This window comes from Viridibacillus sp. d25.2, assembly GCF_055456015.2.
This window is the reverse complement of the sequence record NZ_CM196652.1, coordinates 2,336,450-2,356,776: the sequence shown is the minus strand read 5'-3', so window position 1 is coordinate 2,356,776 and position 20,327 is coordinate 2,336,450. Positions and strand designations below refer to the sequence as shown.

Here is a 20,327-nt window from a genome sequence, read left to right as displayed (position 1 = left end):
TTTTCTTAGATATATGATGTCATAATACTATCTGAAACAAAGCTCGTATCTAGTTCATTGATGACTTTTTCAGTCCATTCAGATGTTGTTAATACGCGACTTCCTGGAGTTGCAAGATCCGCGGTATAATAACCATCCTCGAATACCGTTGCCACTGCGCGTTCTATTTCAGCAGCTTCTTCATATAAGCCAAATGAATACTTCAACATCATCGCTACAGATAAAATCGTAGCAGCAGGGTTAGCAATGCCTAGCCCTGCAATTTCAGGAGCCGAACCATGGACTGGCTCATATAAACCGAAGTTATCGGAACGTATACTTGCAGAAGGTAACACACCAAGTGAACCTGTAATTACTGAAGCTTCATCACTTAGAATGTCGCCGAACATATTTTCCGTTACAACAACGTCATAATCTGCAGGGTTCGTAATTAACTTCATAGCCGTAGAATCGACTAAGCTATGTTCTACTTCAACATCTGGATACCCTGCTTTCTTTTCATCTACAATTTGACGCCATAATCTTGAAGATTCAAGAACATTTGCTTTATCTACAGAAGTCAATTTCCCTCTACGAACACGCGCTAATTGGAAAGCACTATCAACAATACGTTCAATCTCAAATCGTGTGTACACTAATGTATCTATAGCTGATTTTTCCGTACGTTGACGAGGTTCGCCAAAATATAAACCACCAGTTAATTCACGAACGATAAGTAGGTCAACATCTTTCACAATTTCTTCTTTTAGAGGAGAAGCTTTTAAAAGTGACGGGATTGCTTGCACAGGGCGTAAGTTTGAAAATAAATCAAAATGCTTACGAATGCGTAGTAATCCCTTTTCAGGTCTCAATTCACCTGGGTTTTGATCCCATTTAGGACCCCCGACTGCTCCAAGTAGAATCGCATCACTTTGTTCGCAAAGGGTAATCGTCTCTTGAGGTAAAGGATCGTTATGTTGATCAATTGCTGAGCCACCTATTGCACCAAAAGCAATGTGGAATGTATGATGATATCTTTTACCGACTGCTTGTAACACTGACACTGCCGAAGCGATAACTTCTGGGCCAATGCCATCACCCGGTAGTACTGTAATTTTCTTTTCCATAAAAAACTCCTCCTCTATATGATTAACGAATTAATTCTTTAGCTCTTAAATCTGATCGAATAATCTGTCTATTAATAGCATTTAAATACGCTTTTGCTGAAGCTTCCAAAACATCTTGCGCCGCATCACGACCAGTAACTATTTGGTCATTGTACGTTAAGTTAATAACTGCTTCACCTAATGCGTCACGACCCTTACCTACTGAAGTTACACGGTAATCTAAAATTTCCACCTTAGACTTGATTAGCAACTCCAAAGTATTGAAGATTGCTTCAACAGAACCAGAACCAGTAGAAGCTACAGTTACTTCTTCACCATCTGGTTGAATTACTTGCACAGTAGCAGTAGGAATGTTTTCTGTTCCGTATTGAACTTGCACACTTTTTAGTTCATATACTGGGATTTCTTCATACTTAATTTGTTGATCTGTCAATAAAGTTAATAAGTCTTCTTCAGTAATTTCCTTTTTACGATCAGCTAATTTTTTAAATTCTGCAAATGCGCGGTTAATTTTATCGTCGCTTAAGTCAAAGCCCATCGTTTCAGCACGGTCTTTGAAGGCGTGTCTTCCGGAGTGTTTACCTAATACGAGAGGAATCGCACTTTCTCCAATTAAAGCCGGCGTAATAATTTCATAAGTCTCAGGATTCTTTAACATACCATCTTGATGGATACCTGATTCATGAGCGAAAGCATTCTTACCTACGATAGCTTTATTTGGTTGAATAACGACACCTGTAAGTTTACTGACGAGTTGACTCGTACGCTTAATTTCTTGCAAGTTAATGCCCGTTTCGATTCCGTAAAAGTCTTTACGAATGTGCATTGCAACAGCGATTTCTTCTAAAGCTGCATTACCAGCACGTTCACCGATTCCGTTAATCGTACCTTCAACTTGATTGGCGCCATTTTCAATTGCTGCGATTGAGTTTGCAACAGCCATGCCTAAATCGTCATGACAATGAGCGGAGAAGTTCACTTTGTCACTACCAGTGACATTTTCTATTAAATATTTAAATAATGCACCATATTCAGCAGGGCTTGCATAACCTACTGTATCTGGAATGTTAATAGTAGTTGCACCAGCTTTAATTACTTCATTTATAATACGTACAAGGAATTCACGGTCAGAACGGAAGGCATCTTCTGCAGACCATTGAACAAGTGGAAATGTATTTTTTGCATATTTGACAGCTTCTACGGCTGCTTCCACAACTTGATCAGGTGTTTTGTTTAACTTGTATTGCATATGGATTGGACTTGTTGCAAGGAATACATGAATATGTGGTTGTTCAGCATTTTTAAGAGCATCCCAAGTAATATCAATATCCTTTTTAATTGCTCTAGCAAGTCCTGTAACAATTGAGTTTTTAACTGTACCTGCAATTCGTTGTACAGCTTCGAAATCGCCAGGGGATGAAGCAGGAAAACCTGCTTCAATAATAGATGCCCCAAAGCGTTCTAGCTGTTTTGCAATTTCAAGCTTCTCACCGGTATTTAGGTTAATACCAGCTGATTGTTCTCCATCACGTAGTGTAGTATCAAAAATTTCAATTTTGCGCACTGTTAACCACTTCTTTCTCAATCTTTTTACCGTTATTTACAAAAGGCATCATTTCACGCAGTTTATCTCCAACTACTTCGATTTGGTGCTCAGCTTCTGCTTTTTTAATAGCATTGTATTTAGGACGGTTTGTTTCGTTTTCGTTGATCCATTCTTTTGCGAATTTACCTTCTTGGATATCAGTTAGAACGTCTTTCATACGTTCTTTTACAGATGCATCGATTACGCGTGGACCAGATACGAAATCTCCCCATTCAGCTGTATCTGAGATTGAGTAGCGCATGTTAGCAAGACCGCCCTCATACATCAAGTCAACGATTAATTTTAATTCATGCATACATTCGAAGTAAGCGATTTCTGGTTGGTAACCTGCTTCTACTAAAGTTTCGAAGCCAGCTTTTACTAGAGCTGTAGTACCACCACAAAGAACTGCTTGCTCCCCAAATAGGTCTGTTTCTGTTTCTTCTTTAAAAGTAGTTTCGATTACACCAGCACGTGCTGCACCGATACCCTTTGCATAGGCTAATGCTACATCTTTTGCGTTACCAGTCGCATCTTGGAAGATACCGAATAATGCTGGTACACCTGCGCCAGCTTCGTATGTGCGGCGTACTAAGTGTCCTGGACCTTTTGGAGCTACTAAGAATACATCAACATCAGCTGGTGGTACGATTTGGCCAAAGTGAATATTGAAACCATGTGCGAACACTAGTGCATTGCCCGCTTGTAATCCTGGTGCGATTTCTTCTTCATAAACTGCTTTTTGGCGTTCGTCTGGAAGTAAGATCATAATTACATCTGCTTCTGCAGCAGCTTCTTTAACTGTTTTTACATTTAGGCCATCTTGTTCTGCTTTATCAAAAGATTTCCCTGGACGGATACCAACTGTAACGTCGAATCCCGATTCATTAAGATTTTGAGCATGTGCATGACCTTGTGAACCGTATCCGATTACTGCGATTTTTTTACCTTGTAAAGTTGCCTCGTTGATATCGTTGTTATAGTACATTTTTGCCATTTTAAATTCCCCCTGATTGGTTTAGTAGTTTTTGTAAAGCTATTTATTGTAAAATCGAAAGTTGCGCTGTTGGTTTTGTTTGTGCATCACGTACAAATGCAGTAACGCCCGTACGTGTCAGCTCTTTAATACCATATGGTTGGATCAACTCAATGAATGCGTCAATTTTTTCTGGGTTACCGACGATTTGATAAGTTACAACATTTTTACCCATATCGATGATAGAACCACGGAAAGGTTCAACAATTGAGTTAATCTCCATGCGCAAATTCGGTGGTGCCACAATTTTAATTAGTGCAAGCTCACGTATAACAATTGATTTGTCAGTGATATCATTTACTTTGATCACATCAATTTGTTTTGAAAGCTGTTTGACCAATTGTTCAATTTTGTTTTCATCTTCTACATGTACGATGAAAGTCATTTTAGAGATACCCGGTTGTTCTGTATGACCAACCGTGATACTTTCGATGTTAAACTGTCTTTTCATGAGTAGACCTGTGACGCGATTTAATACACCACTTTGGTTAATCACAGTTACTGTAATAACTCTTTTCATCCTTTTTTCACCCCGATCATTTCATCTAGTCCTTTGCCCGGTGCTACCATTGGATTAACAACTTCAAGTTGTTTTACACGACAATCGATTAGTACTGGTTCATCTGACAATAGTGCTTCAGTCAGTATATCTTCAGCCTCATAGATTGTATTAATGCGGTAACCCTTCACACCGTAAGCTTCAGCTAGTTTCACGAAATCTGGCTGAACTGGCATTAAAGAAGATGAATAACGCTCTTCATAGAACGTTTCTTGCCATTGTCGAACCATACCTAGACAGCTGTTATTTAAAATAACAATTTTCACTGGTAAGTTAAATTCTTTCAATAAAGCAAGTTCTTGAGATGTCATTTGGAAGCCTGCATCACCTACAATAGAGATTACTCTTTGATCAGGTTTAGCAAATTGCGCTCCAATTGCAGCTGGGAAACCAAAGCCCATTGTTCCAAGTCCACCAGATGTTACCCAGTTATGATCGCTTTTAAATTTGTAGTATTGTGCTGTCCACATTTGATGTTGCCCTACATCTGTCGTGACGATTGCTTCACCATTAGTAATGCGGTTGATTAGCTCTACTGCTTGTTGTGGATAAACTGTATCTGTCTCTTTTGCGTCATACCATAATGGATACTCTGCAAGACATTCCGTCAAATATTCGTGCCAAAGCAACGTATCAGGTGTTTCAATCGGTTGTTTTAACAGTGCTTTTAATGCTTCTTTTGCATCTGCAACAATTGGAATATCAGTTGGAACGTTTTTGCCAATTTCGGCTGGGTCAATATCGATATGAATTATTTTCGCTTTTTGAGCGAATTTGCTTAGATCTCCTGTAAGACGGTCATCGAAGCGCGCCCCTATATTGATAAGTAGATCACAGTTACTAATCGCCATATTAGACGTAAATGTACCATGCATACCTGCCATACCTAGGAAGAGCTCGTGTTCGCCGTTAATACTGCCAAGTCCAAGCAAAGTGTTAGTTACCGGAATATTGTGTTTTTCAGCGAATTCAGTTAATTCGGATGATGCATCTGCTGCTAAAATACCGGCACCCGCTAATATTAAAGGTTGTTTCGCTTCACCAATAGCTTTTACAGCTTTTTGGATTTGCAAAAAGTTCGGATGTAACGTTGGCTGATAACCAGGTAAATTAATTGGTGCATTATCATCCACTTCTGATTTGAATAATGTATTTGCGATATCTTTTGGGATATCAACAAGTACTGGTCCTTTACGACCTGTTGAAGCAATGTGGAATGCTTCCTTCACGATTCTAGGAATATCATTAATGTCCTTCACCTGATAGTTATGCTTAGTAATGGGCTGAGTGATGCCAACAATATCAGCTTCTTGGAAAGCATCAGTTCCAACAACTGTTGTTGCAACCTGGCCAGTAAAGACTACAAGTGGTAATGAATCCATCATTGCATCTGTAATACCTGTTACTAGGTTTGTAGCTCCCGGACCTGATGTAGCAATAACGACCCCTGTTTTACCTGAGACGCGAGCATAACCTTCTGCAGCATGAATTGCACCTTGCTCATGTCTGGCGAGTATATGTTTGATCGGATTTTTATAAAGTGCGTCATAAATTGGTAAGACAGCACCACCTGGATATCCAAAAATAATTTCTACATTTTGTTTCTTTAACGATTCGATGAATAATGCAGCACCATTCTGTTGCTTTTTAATTTCTTGCGTGGCCTCTTCTAGTGCTGATTCTCTACTCTTTAGTGGAACTTGTGCATTCATCATATAACTCCTCCCTAATTTTCTATATAAAAAAAGCCCATTTCTCCACACGCAAAGAAAACCTTTACGTAGGGATGAAAGTAAGCTTTTCATGGTACCACCCTTGTTCATAGTCAAAAGACTACCTCTTGAATAGACGAATCCATTCTTTATATAACGAGCACAAATGGTTGCGCCCGAGGTTACCTAATTACTTGCGTGTTTAGTAACCCACTCCGAGGGGATGTCAGATATAGTTGTATTACCGGCTCCCAGCACTACCGGCTCTCTGTGAATACTAAAATCTATAACCTTTAACCTCATCAACGATTTTATTATTTAATTGTTAAACTAAATTTTCATTACGCCACCAGTAGAAGCGCTCGTTACAAGCTTAGAATATCTTGCTAAGTACCCTTTTTTAATCTTTGGTTCAAATGGTTTTAAGTTTTGCTTTCTTTCAATTAGAATTTCAGCGGATACTTGTAATTCTATTGTGCGGTTTGTTAGATTAATAGAGATAGTGTCACCATTTTCTACTAATGCAATCGGTCCACCATCTGCAGCTTCTGGAGAGATATGCCCGATTGAGATACCTCGTGAAGCACCTGAGAAACGACCATCTGTAATAAGAGCAACCTCTTTTCCTAGACCACGTCCCATAATAGCGGATGTTGGTGCAAGCATTTCAGGCATTCCTGGTCCGCCTTTTGGTCCTTCATAACGAATGACTACGACATGACCTGCTTGAACTGTACCATTATCGATGTTCTCTTGAGCTTCCTCTTGAGAGTCGAAGACAATAGCTTCACCAATGAAATCTTTGATAGAAGGATCAACAGCACCTACTTTAATTACTGCGCCTTCAGGAGCAATGTTACCGAATAGTACTGATAAACCACCTACAGGACTAAATGGATTATCTTTTGTACGTATGACATCCGTATTTGTAATTTCATGTCCTGCTACATCTTCAGCAATTGTTTTACCTGTTATAGTAATACGATCTTTATGAATTGCTCCATCAATTTTACAAAGCTCATTGACTATTGCGCTGACACCACCTGCAAGATGAACATCATGCATTGAATAGTTTGAAGCTGGCATGATTTTCGATAAATATGGTACGCGTTCAGCTACCTTATTAATGTCTTCTATGTTGTAATCAATTTCTGCTTCATGGGCGATTGCTAATGTATGTAAAACGGTATTAGTTGAACCTCCCATTGCCATATCAAGGGCAAAAGCATCATCGATAGTTTCTTTCGTAATGATATCGCGCGGTTTTACATCATCCTTGATCATTTGGACTAAATGTTTTGCAGCGTCTTTGATCAATTGATGACGTGCTTCAGAAGTTGCTAAGATTGTACCGTTTCCTGGTAAAGCCATTCCTAGCATTTCCATAAGAGAGTTCATAGAGTTAGCGGTAAACATCCCTGAGCATGAACCACAGGTTGGGCATGCATTGTCTTCAATGTCTTTCAATTGCTCTGCTGTCATTTGACCGCTTTTATAAGCACCAACACCTTCAAATACAGAAGTTAATGAAAGCTGCTCACCTGTAGATGAAACACCCGCTTCCATTGGACCACCTGATACAAACACAGAAGGTACATTCGTACGAACCGCTGCCATTAGCATACCCGGAGTGATTTTGTCACAGTTTGGTATGTAGAATACTCCATCAAACCAGTGTGCATTAATAACTGTCTCAGCAGAATCTGCGATTAATTCACGGCTTGGTAGTGAATACCGCATTCCGATATGTCCCATAGCAATCCCATCATCAACACCAATAGTATTGAATTCGAATGGAATCCCACCAGCTTCTCGAATCGCCTCTTTAACTACTTCAGCAAACTTTTGAAGATGAACATGACCTGGAATAATATCAATATATGAATTACAAACGCCTATGAATGGTTTATCTAAATCTTTTGTTTTAACACCTGTTGCATATAGTAAACTTCTATGCGGAGCACGGTCGACTCCTTTTTTTATCATGTCACTTCTCATCTTTAACGCCCCTTATTACACTACTGTAGTTTTTTCATCGTAAACTTTTACCCCATCTTGTTCTACTATTGCACGGAAACCTTCTAAGATGTCATTTGTCACTTTCCCTGGTGTTCCGTCGCCAATGACACGGCCATCTACTTTTACTACAGCTATTACTTCTACAGCTGTACCTGTTAAGAAAACTTCATCAGCTACATATACATCATGTCTAGTAAATACACCCTCAATTGCTTCGTATCCTTTATTCGCAGCAACTTCTAAGATTGCATTTCGTGTAATGCCTTCTAAAGCTCCGATAAAACCTGGAGGTGTGATTAATTTGTTGTCTTTAATGATAAATATATTATCGCTTGAACCTTCCGCTACATAACCTTCAGCATTCAACATTAAAGCTTCAGGGACACCTGCTAAGTTAGCTTCGATTTTAACTAGAATATTATTTAAATAGTTTAATGTTTTCGTTTTTGGACTTAATACATCAGAGCGATTACGACGGCTTGAAGCTGATACAATTTCAATACCAGTTTCGTAAAGTTCTGCAGGGAATAGAGCTAGTGGTTCAGCAATTACAATTACGCTCGCTCGTTTACAGCTTCTAGGATCTATTCCTAAATTACCTATGCCACGTGAAATGATTAAACGAATATATGCACTTTGTAGAGAGTTTACTTTAATGGTTTCTTTCACTACTTCGGCCATTTCTTCAATTGAGTATGGAATTTCTAGTAAAATGGATTTTGCTGATTCATAGAGACGTATTAAATGTTCCTCTAAACGAAAGATATTTCCGTTATATGCTCGAATTCCTTCAAACACACCATCACCATATAAAAAGCCATGGTCATAAACTGATACTTTCGCATCTTCCTTTTTAACAAAATCTCCATCAAGATAGATTAACTGTTCTCCCATACTTATCACTCTTTCTTTAAATAACATGGTCACGTTTTTGAATATTGTCTCAAACGTTTTTTTAAATTGTTGCTATCATAGTACGTATTTGAACCGACGTCAACCTTATTTTTTTGAATTATTTATCAATTTGGAATAATTAATTATCTATGTATGCGTTTTCATTCCCTTTCAGTTTGATTTTAGCTAAATAATGAACAAATTTTAAATTTTTCGAAAAATTTATTAATTAAAATAATTTAGACACAAAAATAGCCTCATTCCATTGTTATGTAATAAATGGAATGAGGCATAAAAGGGATTACATTATCATACTTTTGCACTCTACACTAGAAAATAAAGTCTTAAAATAAGCTGTCATGAAAACGTTATTTGGATCGCTTTTTTCACGCTGCGCTAAAAATTTCGGCAAATTTGGATACAATTCCAGCATTCTTTCAGCAGTTAGTCCGTTTACTTTTCCAAAATGAGGTCGACCACTATACTTTATCATAAGATGTTGCACCCATCTAAAATAAGGTTTTTCATCCATTCCCTTATACATATGGAATGCTAAAAATGCTGATTCTACTCCCCCCGTTGGACTCAAGTAGCCCATTTCACCAGTTGCCGTCCTGCATTCAATCGGAAAGTGCACACGGAATGGATGTGATTTTAACGTATAATGTATCTCTTCCATACAAGCTTCAAAATGTTCTATAGGTATCGCATATTCACATTCTAAAAATTTCACATTACGAGGTGTTGGGAACATTTCATAGCTAAGTCCAGTTTTAACACCATTTGGCACACTTGAAGCAGAAATTTTACTAACAAGTGCCGTTCTTTTTGGCTGTTTACGACAAATCTCTGACATTAGATAAAACAAACCATTTTCCACAAATTGGTTTTTAACACTTTCAATAACTTTAGATGATTTCGATTGTTCTATGATTGGTACCATGTTCATCATTTTCACTTGTACTTTCTCACTACCTGGGAAGTAAAACCATTCTAAATGACGATTTTCTCTTATCATCTGTGACCAATCCTGTAGTGCCACTGGTAATAAAGATTGTGTTGAAGTGCATTTTAAGCTATATAAAGGTACTGTTTGAAGTGTTACCTGAACAAGAACTCCTAGCAAACCTAGAGATAGATGTAAGGAGTTAGATAATTCATCATCTGCCCTTTTATGCTCATGATACTGTCCTAATCCATCTACAAAACCCCAAGCAATCACTTGATTTGAAATAGAGCCAAGTGTAATACCTGTACCATGTGTCCCTGTTGAAACTGCTCCAGCAATAGTTTGCTCTTGTATATCCCCCATGTTCTGAAGTGCTAAACCGTATTCCTTTAGCATTGGCCCAATCTCATATAAATAGGTCCCTGCCCATAGCGTTACCTCTCCTGATGCCTGATCAACATTGATTAACCCTCGCATATTGTGTAAAGATACCGCTATATCATCAGGCATAGCGACTGGGCTAAAAGAATGGCCGGCACCAGTTACGCGAATTGTTTGACCATTTTCACTTACCTTTTTTATAATTTCCGAAAGATGTTCAGTAGAAAGTGGCAATAAGGATCTAGAAGGTTTACTAACCACATTGCCAGACCAATTCATCCATTCTCTTTGACCAATCCAATCTTTTACAGAAAACATTTCCCTTCCCCCCTATAAGTAACGAAACTATCAATATATTGATCTTCTCGTTTCGCTTCAAGGCGGAGAAAGCGCTCACATAACTCTCCTGCCTTGGCGTGACGAAAATAGATCTTATCTCCAATATTTACTTGATGACCACCATTTAATTGAAGAGGAGTTTGCACTTCACCTGCACCTTCTAAATCATAAAAACTATATTTATGTTCGTCATAAAGCACTGGCTGTTTGTCCTTTCCTATCGCACCTGAAGCAATATATCCCCCTCCATGACAAACAACGACATTCGATGCAGGATTTCTCGTGACGCGTAAAGTAAATCCTGCTGCTGGTTGTAAATGCAACGTATGATAGTGATCAAAAAGCGCTGGTGCAAAAAACGCTGAACCAACTGTTACTTCTGTCACTTCTTCCTGATTCACTGTATATTGTAGGCTACCCGAACCCCCACCATTAATAATTTCTAACGTTGAATAGCGTTTTAATATTTCTTCAACAGCTTGTTTACGAAAAACCGCTAACTTCTTTTTCGATTTATTCTTCAATAAATTGATCATCGGCGCTTGCCATTTTTGAAGTGGTTTATCGATAACTCCAGCAATTTGCGCTTCATATCCCATCAAGCCTTTAACGACAATATTGGGGAATTTAGATAATTGTGATAGAAATTGTGTTAGTTGCTGCAAAGAATGCAACGATGAACGCCTTGTCCCGAAATAGATAAAGGGCGTTTTCATCGAAAGATTGATATCGATACAAATATGTAAAGGCGTTTCGTATTCACTTGCTATATCTTGTAAAAATTGAATTTGTCTCACATCATCTACCATAAAGGTGATATCCTTACCTTCTTTCACATGAAACACAAGCTTTCTCGTACTCTCTCTTTCCAGTATAGGATAACCAATAAGAAAATGATTGAACCCTTCATCTATCAAAAACAACGTCTCTTCAGCAGTAAATGTCATCCATCCTGAAAAAGACTTTAACTTTGAAGCAATGTAAGTAAGGAGTGATTTCGAACGAATCGATTTTGTCGCAATTCGAATGTCCTTCCCATTTGAATTTTGATTGATAAAATCAATATTGTCATCTAGTGCGTTTAGATCAATCCACGCAAACGGACACTCTAAATGTTCAAAGGCTCGATCAAATGTTTTCATTGCCTCACACCCTATCTATATATTAAATGACAAAAAATGCCCTTTTAGCGAGAAACCCATCTAAATAATGATGTTTTACTTTTCCGGCTAAAAGGACATTAGAATAATCATAAGCATTTCAATTCGACAGCGACTAACGAATCTCCCATAAATCCAATGTAAGATTTAAGAAGAAAATTGTGTGTATAAGCACAAATATTAATCCTTGTTTATTAAAATTCTTCTTTAAGGTTTGATTCATAAGCACTTCCCCCTTCTTTTTCCATATTATAATCATAAACGGCTTATTTTGCAAAAATTCAGACTTATACGTTTTATATGACAATTCCACCTCTCTATGTAATGATATATGTAAAGACATGTTTGGAGGTTATTCTCATATGAAGAAAGCTTTATTAGTAATCGATTATACAAATGATTTTGTAGCTAATGACGGAGCATTAACTTGTGGTGAAGCTGGGCAAGCAATAGAACAAACCATTGCTTCACTCACAGAACTATTTATTAAAGAAGATGAGTTCGTTGTTTTTGCTTGTGATCTACATGAAGCAAATGATAAGTATCATCCAGAATCTAAATTGTTCCCCCCTCATAATATTCGCAATACTGTCGGAAGAGAACTCTTTGGAGCATTACAAAACATTTACAAAAAACATCAAAAACAAAGTAACGTGTTATGGATAGACAAAACACGCTACAGTTCATTTGCTGGGACAAATTTAGAACAACTTTTAGCTGAAAGAGGCATTCGCGAAATTCACTTAGTCGGCGTTTGCACGGACATTTGTGTCTTACATACTGCAGTGGATGCATATAACAAAGGTTTCAAGACGTATATCTATGAAAATGGTGTTGCGAGCTTTGACGAAAACGGGCATAATTGGGCATTACGTCATTTCAAAAACACGCTTGGTGCAAAGATAATTTCATAATTAAGGTTTAAAATCACTTCTTAAAGGTAATACGAATAATATACATCTAAAGGAGTGGTCATAGATGAGTATTATTTTATATTTAATCGTAGGTGGTTTAATCGGCTGGGTTGCTGGTTTAATTTTAGGTAAAGATATACCCGGAGGAATCATAGGTAATATGGTTGCAGGGATTTTAGGTTCTTGGCTTGGTGGGAAATTGCTTGGTTCATGGGGATGGGAAGTTCAAGGTTTCTACGTATTCCCTTCAATTATCGGTGGCGTGATTTTAGTCTTCGTAGCAAGTTTAATTTTAAGAGGCATGAACAAGTAACCTATAAAATAGAAGGCTTGATCAAGCAGTTAAATTTGCTTGATCAAGCCTTTATTATCTTATACATACCACTACCTCATAAAATGATACTAAGTATTTCATCTAAAACACATGTGGAGTATTCTCATAGATGAAATTTTGCTTTAACCATTTCCGCAACTTCTCCAGCACTTAAAGTTAAATTGTTTATTTTCAAGTAGTTTTCCTGTTTAATTTCGCCTGCTACTGAATTCAATCTGTACTTTTCTATTGTTCTTTTTAAATCCATTTCAGACTCCACAACATTTCTCTTTGTAGGCTTATTTTCAAGTCTGTGAGGGCTTTTGTTCCGCTCAAGTCTTTCTGCTAAATCAGCCTCCAATTCTACAAAGTAAACAATACCACCTTTTGATTCGAAAATATTACAAATTTTATGTACATAATCCCAATCAGCTTGATGATCAAATGCCCATACATAAGTGAAAATTAAACCATACAAATCACTTTTTGCTACTTCCTCAAATATCTCCTGTCGAAATAAACTTACTAATCTGTTCCCTTCTTTAGTACCGTATTTAAAAAAAGGATCAACCAATTCAATAGTCATATGATTATGAAATAGTTTTAAATCAGTTATTTTTTCTAGTTCATGCCCTACAGTCATTTTGCCAACTGCTTGTGGTCCAAATATCAGAACAAATTTCATAAATTCCACTCCCTAAATAATAATTTATATGTCTATTTCTATATTTAGCTCAAAATTCCTTTTTCAATAAATCACTAGACATTTGTATACAAAAAAAGTACATCACAATATGATTCGTGATATACCCTTATTATTTAATATTACAAGTATCTATCAATGTCTTACTTTTTATCAGAGTGTAGTGCAATTCTACTATTAAATATGAGTTCTTTTTTATGTTTATCATAGAGTTTGTAGTAATAGAGTACATTCTCTACATATTCGTCATCATGATTATAATGATAAACAGCTTTTTTTATATTACCATCTGCTGCGCCACTAGAAGCTAAATAATTGGCAGCACTATAAATAGCATCTTCGATATTATATGGATCTGCTAAACCATCATCATTAGCATCTACACCATAACCACCGTAACTTTTAATAGTTTTAGGATCTGTCAATTCCTTCTTCTTAATATTGCCCTTTCCAAGGTTTTTACAAGAAGGGTGCTGCCAACCAACAAAAGTACAAGGCATAAATTGCATATGCCCTACCGCCCCAACAGGTGATTCTAAAGTTTTCATTGTTGAGAATCTCGTTTCAATACGATGATGGGCAGCTAGTAACGTCCAAGGAATTTTATATTTCTTAGCTGCCTTCTGATAAATTGGAATATACTTATTTGGAATTTCTATATCAAATGCTGGTTTATCTTTCATATCTTCAGCACCAAGTTGTTTAATAATCGGCAACTCTTTAAGCTGCTGCCACATGATGATTGTCGTTGTATAAAGTGCAATCGATACAGGGATTAGTAAAATAATCAGCCAGAGCTTCAATTTCATATTCAATTGTTGCTTCTTTTTATTTACCATTCTCTAAACACCTATCATGACATTATAAAGTAAGATTATCGACTATTGGACGGGTTTCTTTTTAGCGATGAAGAACGCTAGCACAAATGCGATAATCGCAAATGCAAAAGAACCTGAATATACGACACGAATGCCGTTAGCTATAATATCGACCAGTTGGCCAATTTCTTCACTAGAAAATATATTTGTATCGAAATTACCATTTAAATTGATGTCACCCTTGCCAAAACTAGCTAATTTTTCGCTTGTTGCTAGATTAAACAACATACCGAAAATAGCTGCCCCTACGGATTGACTAAATGTATTTATAAAAGAATTCAAACCAATCGATGTGCCCAGTTGGTCTCTTTCAGCAGAAGTTTGTACAGCGATGATTAACATTGGAGCTATAAAGCCCATACCAATACCTAGCATCCCTGTTCCAACGTAAACAAGTATTTCATTTGAGTCAGCAGACAAAGTCGTTAAGATAAATGTCGCAATTAATAACAAACCTGTCCCAATCTGAATAATCGTTTTAGTTGTTATACGACCTATCAAATTCCCCGCTAAAATTGCGCCGACAGTCCACATAACTGATAATGGTGTCAACATTAAACCAGCTTGAGTTGCATTCTTGCCAAAAACCGATTGTGCAAAGATAGGTAAGTAGGCAGAGATACTAATAACAATCGCCATTACGAACAATGTTAAACCGTTCACTATATTTAAGCGACGATTTCTGAATAATGATAGAGGTACAATCGGCTCTTCAGCCTTTAGTTCTACTCGAACAAATATGAAAAGTGCAATTGCTGCTACTGCATATAAAATAATTGAGGTAGTGCCAAACCAATTTTGTGTATTACTGCCTTCGATAATCGTATAGAGTAATGCAATCATCCCTATTGAGAAGAATAGCGCTCCTGCATAATCAATTTTACGCTTCTCCGCTTTTACTTCATCCTCATAGTATTTTGCAATCATAAAAATAGAGCCTAAACCAAACGGTATATTTAATAAGAAAATATAGTGCCAAGTCAATTGGTCCACAATAAACCCACCAACAAGTGGTCCTACTACACCCGAAACGCCCCAGACCATACTAATCCAACCTTGGCCTTTTGCACGTTTTTTCTCAGTATCAAATAATTCTCCTACAATCGTTAACGTGATCGGTAAAATCGAACCCGCACCAATCCCTTGAATTGCTCTGAATATGATTAACTGCTCCATCGACTGTGCTAGACCACACAATAATGAGCCTAATAAAAAAATAGAAATACCGATGATAATCATTTTTTTTCGACCAAATAAGTCGGCTAATTTACCAAATATAATTGTCGCAATAGCTGATGTTAGTAAATAAGCTGAATAAATCCAACTAATTAACTCAACACCCGACAAATCGGTAGTAATACTTGGAATTGCTGTTGCGACAATCGTACCTTCAATTGCTGCAAGCGCAGTAGCAAGTAAAACGGCGATAAATACTTTATTCATAAAAAACCTCAATTCTAAAAAAAAATATACAATCCTACTAAATAAAATATTATAACACGAAAACAACAAATTACCTATATGAGTAAATTTTCCCTAGTTTCTTATAAAGAGGTTTGATACTATGAAAAAATGGGTTTTATTCAAAATGGACAAAACAACCATTTAGTTTGTTTACCCATCTATTAAGGAGGTACATATACATGTGGGAAGATTTTAAAAAATTCGCCTTAAAAGGCAATGTTATTGACTTAGCCGTAGGGGTTGTAATAGGGGGAGCTTTCGGGAAAATCGTAACTTCGTTAGTAAATGATATTATTACACCAATTGTCTCATTATTACTTGGAACAGTGTCATTTACTGACTTACATTACAAGGATATAAAATATGGTAACTTTATACAAAGTTCACTTGATTTCTTTATCATTGCATTTTCAATTTTCATGTTCATTCGAATCATTTCTAAATTGAGTCTTAAGAAGAAAAAAGAAGAGGTTGTTGTTGAAGTACCGCCAGCGCCTACTACTGAAGAATTATTAAAAGATATTCGCGATTTATTAAAAGAAAAGCAATCATAATATAAACAGAAAACCGAGCGACTCTCAGAGAATCGCTCGGTTTTTTATTTACCATCTTCAATTAATGTTTCCATATCGACAGCAATTGTATCAAAAGGTACATCTTGTGCACCGCTATAGTTTTTAACAACAACACCGTTTTGATCAACTAAGAAAAAGCTTGTTCCATGGATGACTTGACCATCTGCCGGGTTATCTTTTACCAATGTTTTAAATGATTTCAGAGCAAAATCTGTGATTTCATCTTGCGAATAACCTGTTAAAAATTCCCATTTAGAATCATCTGAAACTGGATAGCTACTCAAGTATTTGTTTAATACCTTTGGCTTATCTACTTCTGGGTCAACACTAAATCCTACAATTTTGTAGTCTTCTAACCCTTTGTCTTGGAAGGATTTCTGAATATCCGTCATATTCATCGTCATTGGCGGACATACAGTTGTACAGTTTGTGAAAATGAACATACCTAACCAAGGTTTACCTTTTAAAGAATCTAACGAAACTTTTTCATTGTGCTGATTGGTATATTCAAACGGTTCGATTTTCCAATCTGTTTCCGCCTTAAATTTCCCATTGCCACATGCAGATAATACTAATGTAATAATTAATAATAAAGGCAATGTTAAATATCTTCTTTTCATGATTGATTCACTCCTTCATACAAACAATCTTATCGAATAGTATGCAATAATACAAGAAGGCTGTATCATTCGTTTCTGACGAATTTGTGAAGGCTTACATTTTCAAAGAGACTAGCACATCGTGAATCGATTCCAGTTTAGACTCCACACGGTGCATCAAGTAAAATGATACGACAATTGGAAATCCCACTTCCTGAATAAACGTCAACCATTGCTCCATCTCATTCACCCCTTTATAAATAGAAAAAATTGCCTCATCAGCATTGTTGGCGGACGAGACAATCTCCCCTTATTATGCTTGTACTAGAAATTCAGTCACTTGGCGATCTACTATTTGCGCACCCTTAATCATTGCTAAAGGCTCGCCATGAACTAAAAACACTGCACTGTCAATTATTGCTACCATAGCATCGCTAATTTCTTGCTCGGTCAGTGAGTCCTTTGGTGCATCGACGTTAATCGTATAATTTTTGTTCCCTGCCGTTTTAAATTGTAGCTGTAATACTTTTGCCATTCGTATCCCCTCCCATCTTTAATTTAGTTTCTCAATACTTCTTGTAATTCGCTAAACTCAATTTTGTTCACATTATTACTTGTTAGACCTGCGATTGCATCTGATACTGCTACCAATGCTTCTGCTTGTACATCTTTGATAACATTGTTATACGTTTTCTTCTTTTCCACTGGCTCTCCTTTGTCATTTGTAGCAACTACGAATGTCAAGCGTAGAGTTGCGGTATTAAAATTGTATGTTGCCATGCTGTTCACCCCCTCTCACTAATTAAATAGATTTTTTTAAAAGAAAAGGAGACAACAGGTGAATTTTTTACAACTTCCTTTTATAATGGTATAAGAGTATAGAAGAGGTGAGAGGTTTGTTAACTGGCTGGTTTCTGTGGTTTATATTAATTTGGGTAGTATTATTCATTGGCTTAATGGCAATTGGCGGATTCTTTATGTTCCGTAAGTTCTTAAAAAGGATGCCTAAAGAAGATGGTAAATCTGCAATGGATTGGGAAGAACATTATGTTGGTGAGACAATCCATTTATGGGGTGACGACTCTAAGGCTTTATTAACTGAGCTTGTAAGCCCTGTTCCTGATTTATTTAGACCTGTTGCAAAGCAAAAAATAGCAGGTAAAATTGGGGAGTTGGCATTAGAGGAAAAAGCGTCGTCTATTTCATTTGATTTAATTATTAGAGGATATATTATCGCCTCTCCAAAAAGAGATCATAAATTTTTACGTAAGAAATTAACACAAATGAAAATAGATACAACACCGTACGAACATCTACTTGATTAAGTAATAAAGAAAAAGGTTCTTCTCCATTCAATACAGAGAAGAACCTTTTTTAATTTGCATGTAATTGTTTTTCAAGCTTTTTATACCGAACTAACATCGCAATTCGCCATGGAACAATCATTGAAAATGCCAAAATCCAGAACATACCGCCAAGTTCACCTAAATGAAATGCACCACTTAGATAAACTTTCGCAACTGTACGGACAATCAATAAACCCGCTAAAATAAAGAAAAATGCTTTAGACGGTTTTAAAAAGATATCATTTTCCACGATATGGAATTTCGATGTAGCAATTAATACAGTTGAAAAGATGATTCCTACCAAAATAGCTTCTAACACTTGTGGCCATGGTACCCTGAAATATTCAAAGCAAAACATTAAAGCACCAGTAGACATCGCAATTGGTGGGATTATGATTTTCTTTGCACTCGCAGGTTTTTTAGCCGATTTAGCTCTCACAGTCATCGCCATAATGCCCATAAAGACAACAGCGACAGTTGAGCCTATAACCATATATTGAGAAGGAATTGAACTCAACATAATAGACCCTCTCCTCACATAACTAATATTCCATTACTTTTACAATTGTAGACATTAAGCGTTGCTGATCAAAAGGTTTCGTAATAAAATCTTTGGCACCCATTGAGAGTGCTTGTAAAATCATCTTCTGCTGCCCTAACGCACTAATGATGATAATTTTCGCATCAGGAAATTCATCGATGATCACTTTAGTTGCATCTAAACCCGTCATAACCGGCATTGTTACATCCATTGTCACGACATCTGGCAATAATTCACGATACTTTTCTATTGCTTCCTTGCCATTAATAGCTTCGCCAACAACTTCATAAGTTGAGTCAGCTAACATTGTTTTAATCGCATGACGCATGAACATCGTGTCATCTACTACTAATACCTTCGTCAAACACTCAACCCCTAATATGAAACTAAAAATACTATACTACTAAAAAGTCTGTTAAGCCAATTATAATCCGATAAAATCACCGAAAATTGGTTGTAATAGACGAATAATTAGCGTCATGCCATTAAAGTATAATAGAATACCAACAACAATCATCACGTACCCGCCGACTTTAACGATTTTCTGACTATGGTTACGAATCAAACTTAATCTTGTCATAAAGAATGATAAAAGGAAAAATGGAATAGAGAAGCCAAGACTATATGTCAGTAAATACCAAATACCTGAACCAGGATTTGTACCAGCAAGTGAAAGTATACCTCCTAAAATCGGACCAGTACATGGTGTCCAACCCGCTGCAAACGCTAAACCAATTAAGAAAGAACCAATATATCCAGCTGGTCTATTTTTAAATTGGAATTTGCGATCTTTCATTAAAAAGTCCGGTGTAAATACGCCAATAATCATTAATCCAAAAATAACAATTAATATCCCACCAACTTGACGAATCAAGTCATCATATCGGTAGAAGAAACCTGAAAGATAAGAAGTAGTTAATCCTAGAATAAGGAATATCATTGTAAATCCTAGTAAGAAAAACAATGTGTGTAAAATAGCCGTCTTTTGCAGCATTCCTTTGTCATTTTTTAATTTGTCAAATGACACGCCTGTTATGTAAGAAAGAAATGCTGGATAAAGTGGCAACGTACAAGGTGAGATGAAACTTAAAATACCTGCACCAAATGCTAAAAAATAGTTTAAATCAGTATTCATATTTTGTTGTCGCTCCTTAAAGTTTCTGTACTCATCGTACCAAACTTTTCAACAAAATTCTTTTCTTTTGTCTGTGAACTTTTCATGACAAAATAATGCAATGATTATAGCGACACTTA

Annotated in this window: 23 protein-coding genes and 1 other annotated feature; of the genes, 4 read left to right on the top strand and 19 right to left on the bottom strand. The window is 36.6% G+C overall.

Features of this window, described 5'->3' with window-relative positions; genetic code table 11:
- Window positions 1-5 precede the first annotated feature (5 nt).
- The 9 genes from leuB to ACZLO7_RS11840 all read right to left on the bottom strand — a co-directional run bounded on the left by leuB (window position 6) and on the right by ACZLO7_RS11840 (window position 11,722).
- Window positions 6-1,106, bottom strand: a complete 1,101-nt coding sequence (leuB, locus tag ACZLO7_RS11880; RefSeq protein ID WP_464939353.1) for a 3-isopropylmalate dehydrogenase — start codon at window positions 1,104-1,106, stop codon at window positions 6-8.
- Between the two features lie 22 nt (window positions 1,107-1,128).
- The gene (locus ACZLO7_RS11875) at window positions 1,129-2,670 is read right to left on the bottom strand and encodes a 2-isopropylmalate synthase (RefSeq protein ID WP_464939352.1); all 1,542 of its coding nucleotides are present in this window, start codon (window positions 2,668-2,670) and stop codon (window positions 1,129-1,131) included.
- Window positions 2,657-3,688 (bottom strand): ketol-acid reductoisomerase, encoded by a 1,032-nt coding sequence (ilvC, locus tag ACZLO7_RS11870; RefSeq protein WP_464939351.1) that lies wholly within the window; start codon window positions 3,686-3,688, stop codon window positions 2,657-2,659. The genes ACZLO7_RS11875 and ilvC overlap by 14 nt, the downstream gene beginning before the upstream one ends.
- 43 nt (window positions 3,689-3,731) lie before the next feature.
- Entirely contained in the window at window positions 3,732-4,247 is a 516-nt protein-coding gene (gene ilvN, locus ACZLO7_RS11865; protein WP_464939350.1) for an acetolactate synthase small subunit, read from the bottom strand.
- On the bottom strand, window positions 4,244-5,998 hold the full coding sequence (gene ilvB / locus ACZLO7_RS11860; protein WP_464939363.1) for a biosynthetic-type acetolactate synthase large subunit: 1,755 nt from the start codon (window positions 5,996-5,998) through the stop codon (window positions 4,244-4,246). The genes ilvN and ilvB overlap by 4 nt, the downstream gene beginning before the upstream one ends.
- A gap of 67 nt (window positions 5,999-6,065) precedes the next feature.
- Window positions 6,066-6,313, bottom strand: a binding site (T-box leader).
- 15 nt (window positions 6,314-6,328) lie between these two features.
- Window positions 6,329-7,996: a dihydroxy-acid dehydratase gene (gene ilvD / locus ACZLO7_RS11855; protein WP_464939349.1), complete on the bottom strand. Its 1,668-nt coding sequence runs from the start codon at window positions 7,994-7,996 to the stop codon at window positions 6,329-6,331.
- 15 nt (window positions 7,997-8,011) lie between these two features.
- Window positions 8,012-8,911 carry a branched-chain-amino-acid transaminase gene (gene ilvE, locus ACZLO7_RS11850; RefSeq protein WP_464939348.1) on the bottom strand — a complete coding sequence of 300 codons (900 nt, stop codon included), beginning with the start codon at window positions 8,909-8,911 and terminating at the stop codon, window positions 8,012-8,014.
- 301 nt (window positions 8,912-9,212) lie between these two features.
- A complete protein-coding gene (locus tag ACZLO7_RS11845; protein WP_464939347.1) occupies window positions 9,213-10,559 on the bottom strand; it encodes an FAD-linked oxidoreductase, L-gulonolactone oxidase family in 1,347 nt (448 codons plus the stop codon).
- Complete coding sequence (locus tag ACZLO7_RS11840; RefSeq protein ID WP_464939346.1) at window positions 10,547-11,722, bottom strand: alanine racemase; 1,176 nt, start codon at window positions 11,720-11,722, stop codon at window positions 10,547-10,549. Before ACZLO7_RS11840 ends, ACZLO7_RS11845 begins: the two co-directional genes overlap by 13 nt.
- A 380-nt stretch (window positions 11,723-12,102) precedes the next feature.
- Here ACZLO7_RS11840 and ACZLO7_RS11835 point away from each other — a divergent pair, with 380 nt between their 5' ends.
- Both ACZLO7_RS11835 and ACZLO7_RS11830 read left to right on the top strand, forming a co-directional pair.
- Window positions 12,103-12,654 (top strand): cysteine hydrolase family protein, encoded by a 552-nt coding sequence (locus ACZLO7_RS11835; RefSeq protein WP_464939345.1) that lies wholly within the window; start codon window positions 12,103-12,105, stop codon window positions 12,652-12,654.
- A 64-nt stretch (window positions 12,655-12,718) separates the two neighbouring features.
- Entirely contained in the window at window positions 12,719-12,967 is a 249-nt protein-coding gene (locus tag ACZLO7_RS11830) for a GlsB/YeaQ/YmgE family stress response membrane protein (protein ID WP_427752766.1), read from the top strand.
- Window positions 12,968-13,091: 124 nt separating this feature from the next.
- Here ACZLO7_RS11830 and ACZLO7_RS11825 read toward each other — a convergent pair whose 3' ends face one another.
- From ACZLO7_RS11825 to ACZLO7_RS11815, 3 genes are all read right to left on the bottom strand, one after another.
- On the bottom strand, window positions 13,092-13,652 hold the full coding sequence (locus ACZLO7_RS11825) for an ATP-binding protein (RefSeq protein ID WP_464939344.1): 561 nt from the start codon (window positions 13,650-13,652) through the stop codon (window positions 13,092-13,094).
- 161 nt (window positions 13,653-13,813) lie between these two features.
- On the bottom strand, window positions 13,814-14,509 hold the full coding sequence (locus tag ACZLO7_RS11820) for a lytic transglycosylase domain-containing protein (RefSeq protein ID WP_464939343.1): 696 nt from the start codon (window positions 14,507-14,509) through the stop codon (window positions 13,814-13,816).
- 42 nt (window positions 14,510-14,551) lie between these two features.
- A complete protein-coding gene (locus ACZLO7_RS11815; RefSeq protein ID WP_464939342.1) occupies window positions 14,552-15,991 on the bottom strand; it encodes an MDR family MFS transporter in 1,440 nt (479 codons plus the stop codon).
- A 200-nt stretch (window positions 15,992-16,191) separates the two neighbouring features.
- Here ACZLO7_RS11815 and mscL point away from each other — a divergent pair, with 200 nt between their 5' ends.
- The gene (gene mscL / locus ACZLO7_RS11810; RefSeq protein WP_464939341.1) at window positions 16,192-16,566 is read left to right on the top strand and encodes a large conductance mechanosensitive channel protein MscL; all 375 of its coding nucleotides are present in this window, start codon (window positions 16,192-16,194) and stop codon (window positions 16,564-16,566) included.
- A 44-nt stretch (window positions 16,567-16,610) separates the two neighbouring features.
- Here mscL and ACZLO7_RS11805 read toward each other — a convergent pair whose 3' ends face one another.
- The 4 genes from ACZLO7_RS11805 to ACZLO7_RS11790 form a co-directional block, all read right to left on the bottom strand.
- Complete coding sequence (locus ACZLO7_RS11805) at window positions 16,611-17,207, bottom strand: SCO family protein (RefSeq protein ID WP_464939340.1); 597 nt, start codon at window positions 17,205-17,207, stop codon at window positions 16,611-16,613.
- A gap of 94 nt (window positions 17,208-17,301) precedes the next feature.
- The gene (locus ACZLO7_RS11800; RefSeq protein WP_464939339.1) at window positions 17,302-17,427 is read right to left on the bottom strand and encodes a YvrJ family protein; all 126 of its coding nucleotides are present in this window, start codon (window positions 17,425-17,427) and stop codon (window positions 17,302-17,304) included.
- 72 nt (window positions 17,428-17,499) lie between these two features.
- A complete protein-coding gene (locus ACZLO7_RS11795; RefSeq protein ID WP_464939338.1) occupies window positions 17,500-17,721 on the bottom strand; it encodes a DUF2922 domain-containing protein in 222 nt (73 codons plus the stop codon).
- 23 nt (window positions 17,722-17,744) lie between these two features.
- Window positions 17,745-17,966, bottom strand: a complete 222-nt coding sequence (locus ACZLO7_RS11790) for a DUF1659 domain-containing protein (RefSeq protein WP_464939337.1) — start codon at window positions 17,964-17,966, stop codon at window positions 17,745-17,747.
- Between the two features lie 116 nt (window positions 17,967-18,082).
- Here ACZLO7_RS11790 and ACZLO7_RS11785 point away from each other — a divergent pair, with 116 nt between their 5' ends.
- Window positions 18,083-18,511 (top strand): DUF2621 domain-containing protein, encoded by a 429-nt coding sequence (locus ACZLO7_RS11785; RefSeq protein WP_051448632.1) that lies wholly within the window; start codon window positions 18,083-18,085, stop codon window positions 18,509-18,511.
- 49 nt (window positions 18,512-18,560) lie between these two features.
- On the opposite strand, the gene ACZLO7_RS11780 is transcribed toward ACZLO7_RS11785, so the two are convergent.
- The 3 genes from ACZLO7_RS11780 to ACZLO7_RS11770 are packed head-to-tail and all read right to left on the bottom strand — an operon-like array spanning window position 18,561 to window position 20,208.
- Entirely contained in the window at window positions 18,561-19,052 is a 492-nt protein-coding gene (locus ACZLO7_RS11780) for a CcdC family protein (protein ID WP_464939336.1), read from the bottom strand.
- A 22-nt stretch (window positions 19,053-19,074) separates the two neighbouring features.
- The gene (locus ACZLO7_RS11775) at window positions 19,075-19,437 is read right to left on the bottom strand and encodes a response regulator (RefSeq protein ID WP_464939335.1); all 363 of its coding nucleotides are present in this window, start codon (window positions 19,435-19,437) and stop codon (window positions 19,075-19,077) included.
- 60 nt (window positions 19,438-19,497) lie between these two features.
- On the bottom strand, window positions 19,498-20,208 hold the full coding sequence (locus ACZLO7_RS11770) for a cytochrome c biogenesis CcdA family protein (protein WP_464939334.1): 711 nt from the start codon (window positions 20,206-20,208) through the stop codon (window positions 19,498-19,500).
- Between the last annotated feature and the right edge of the window lie 119 nt (window positions 20,209-20,327).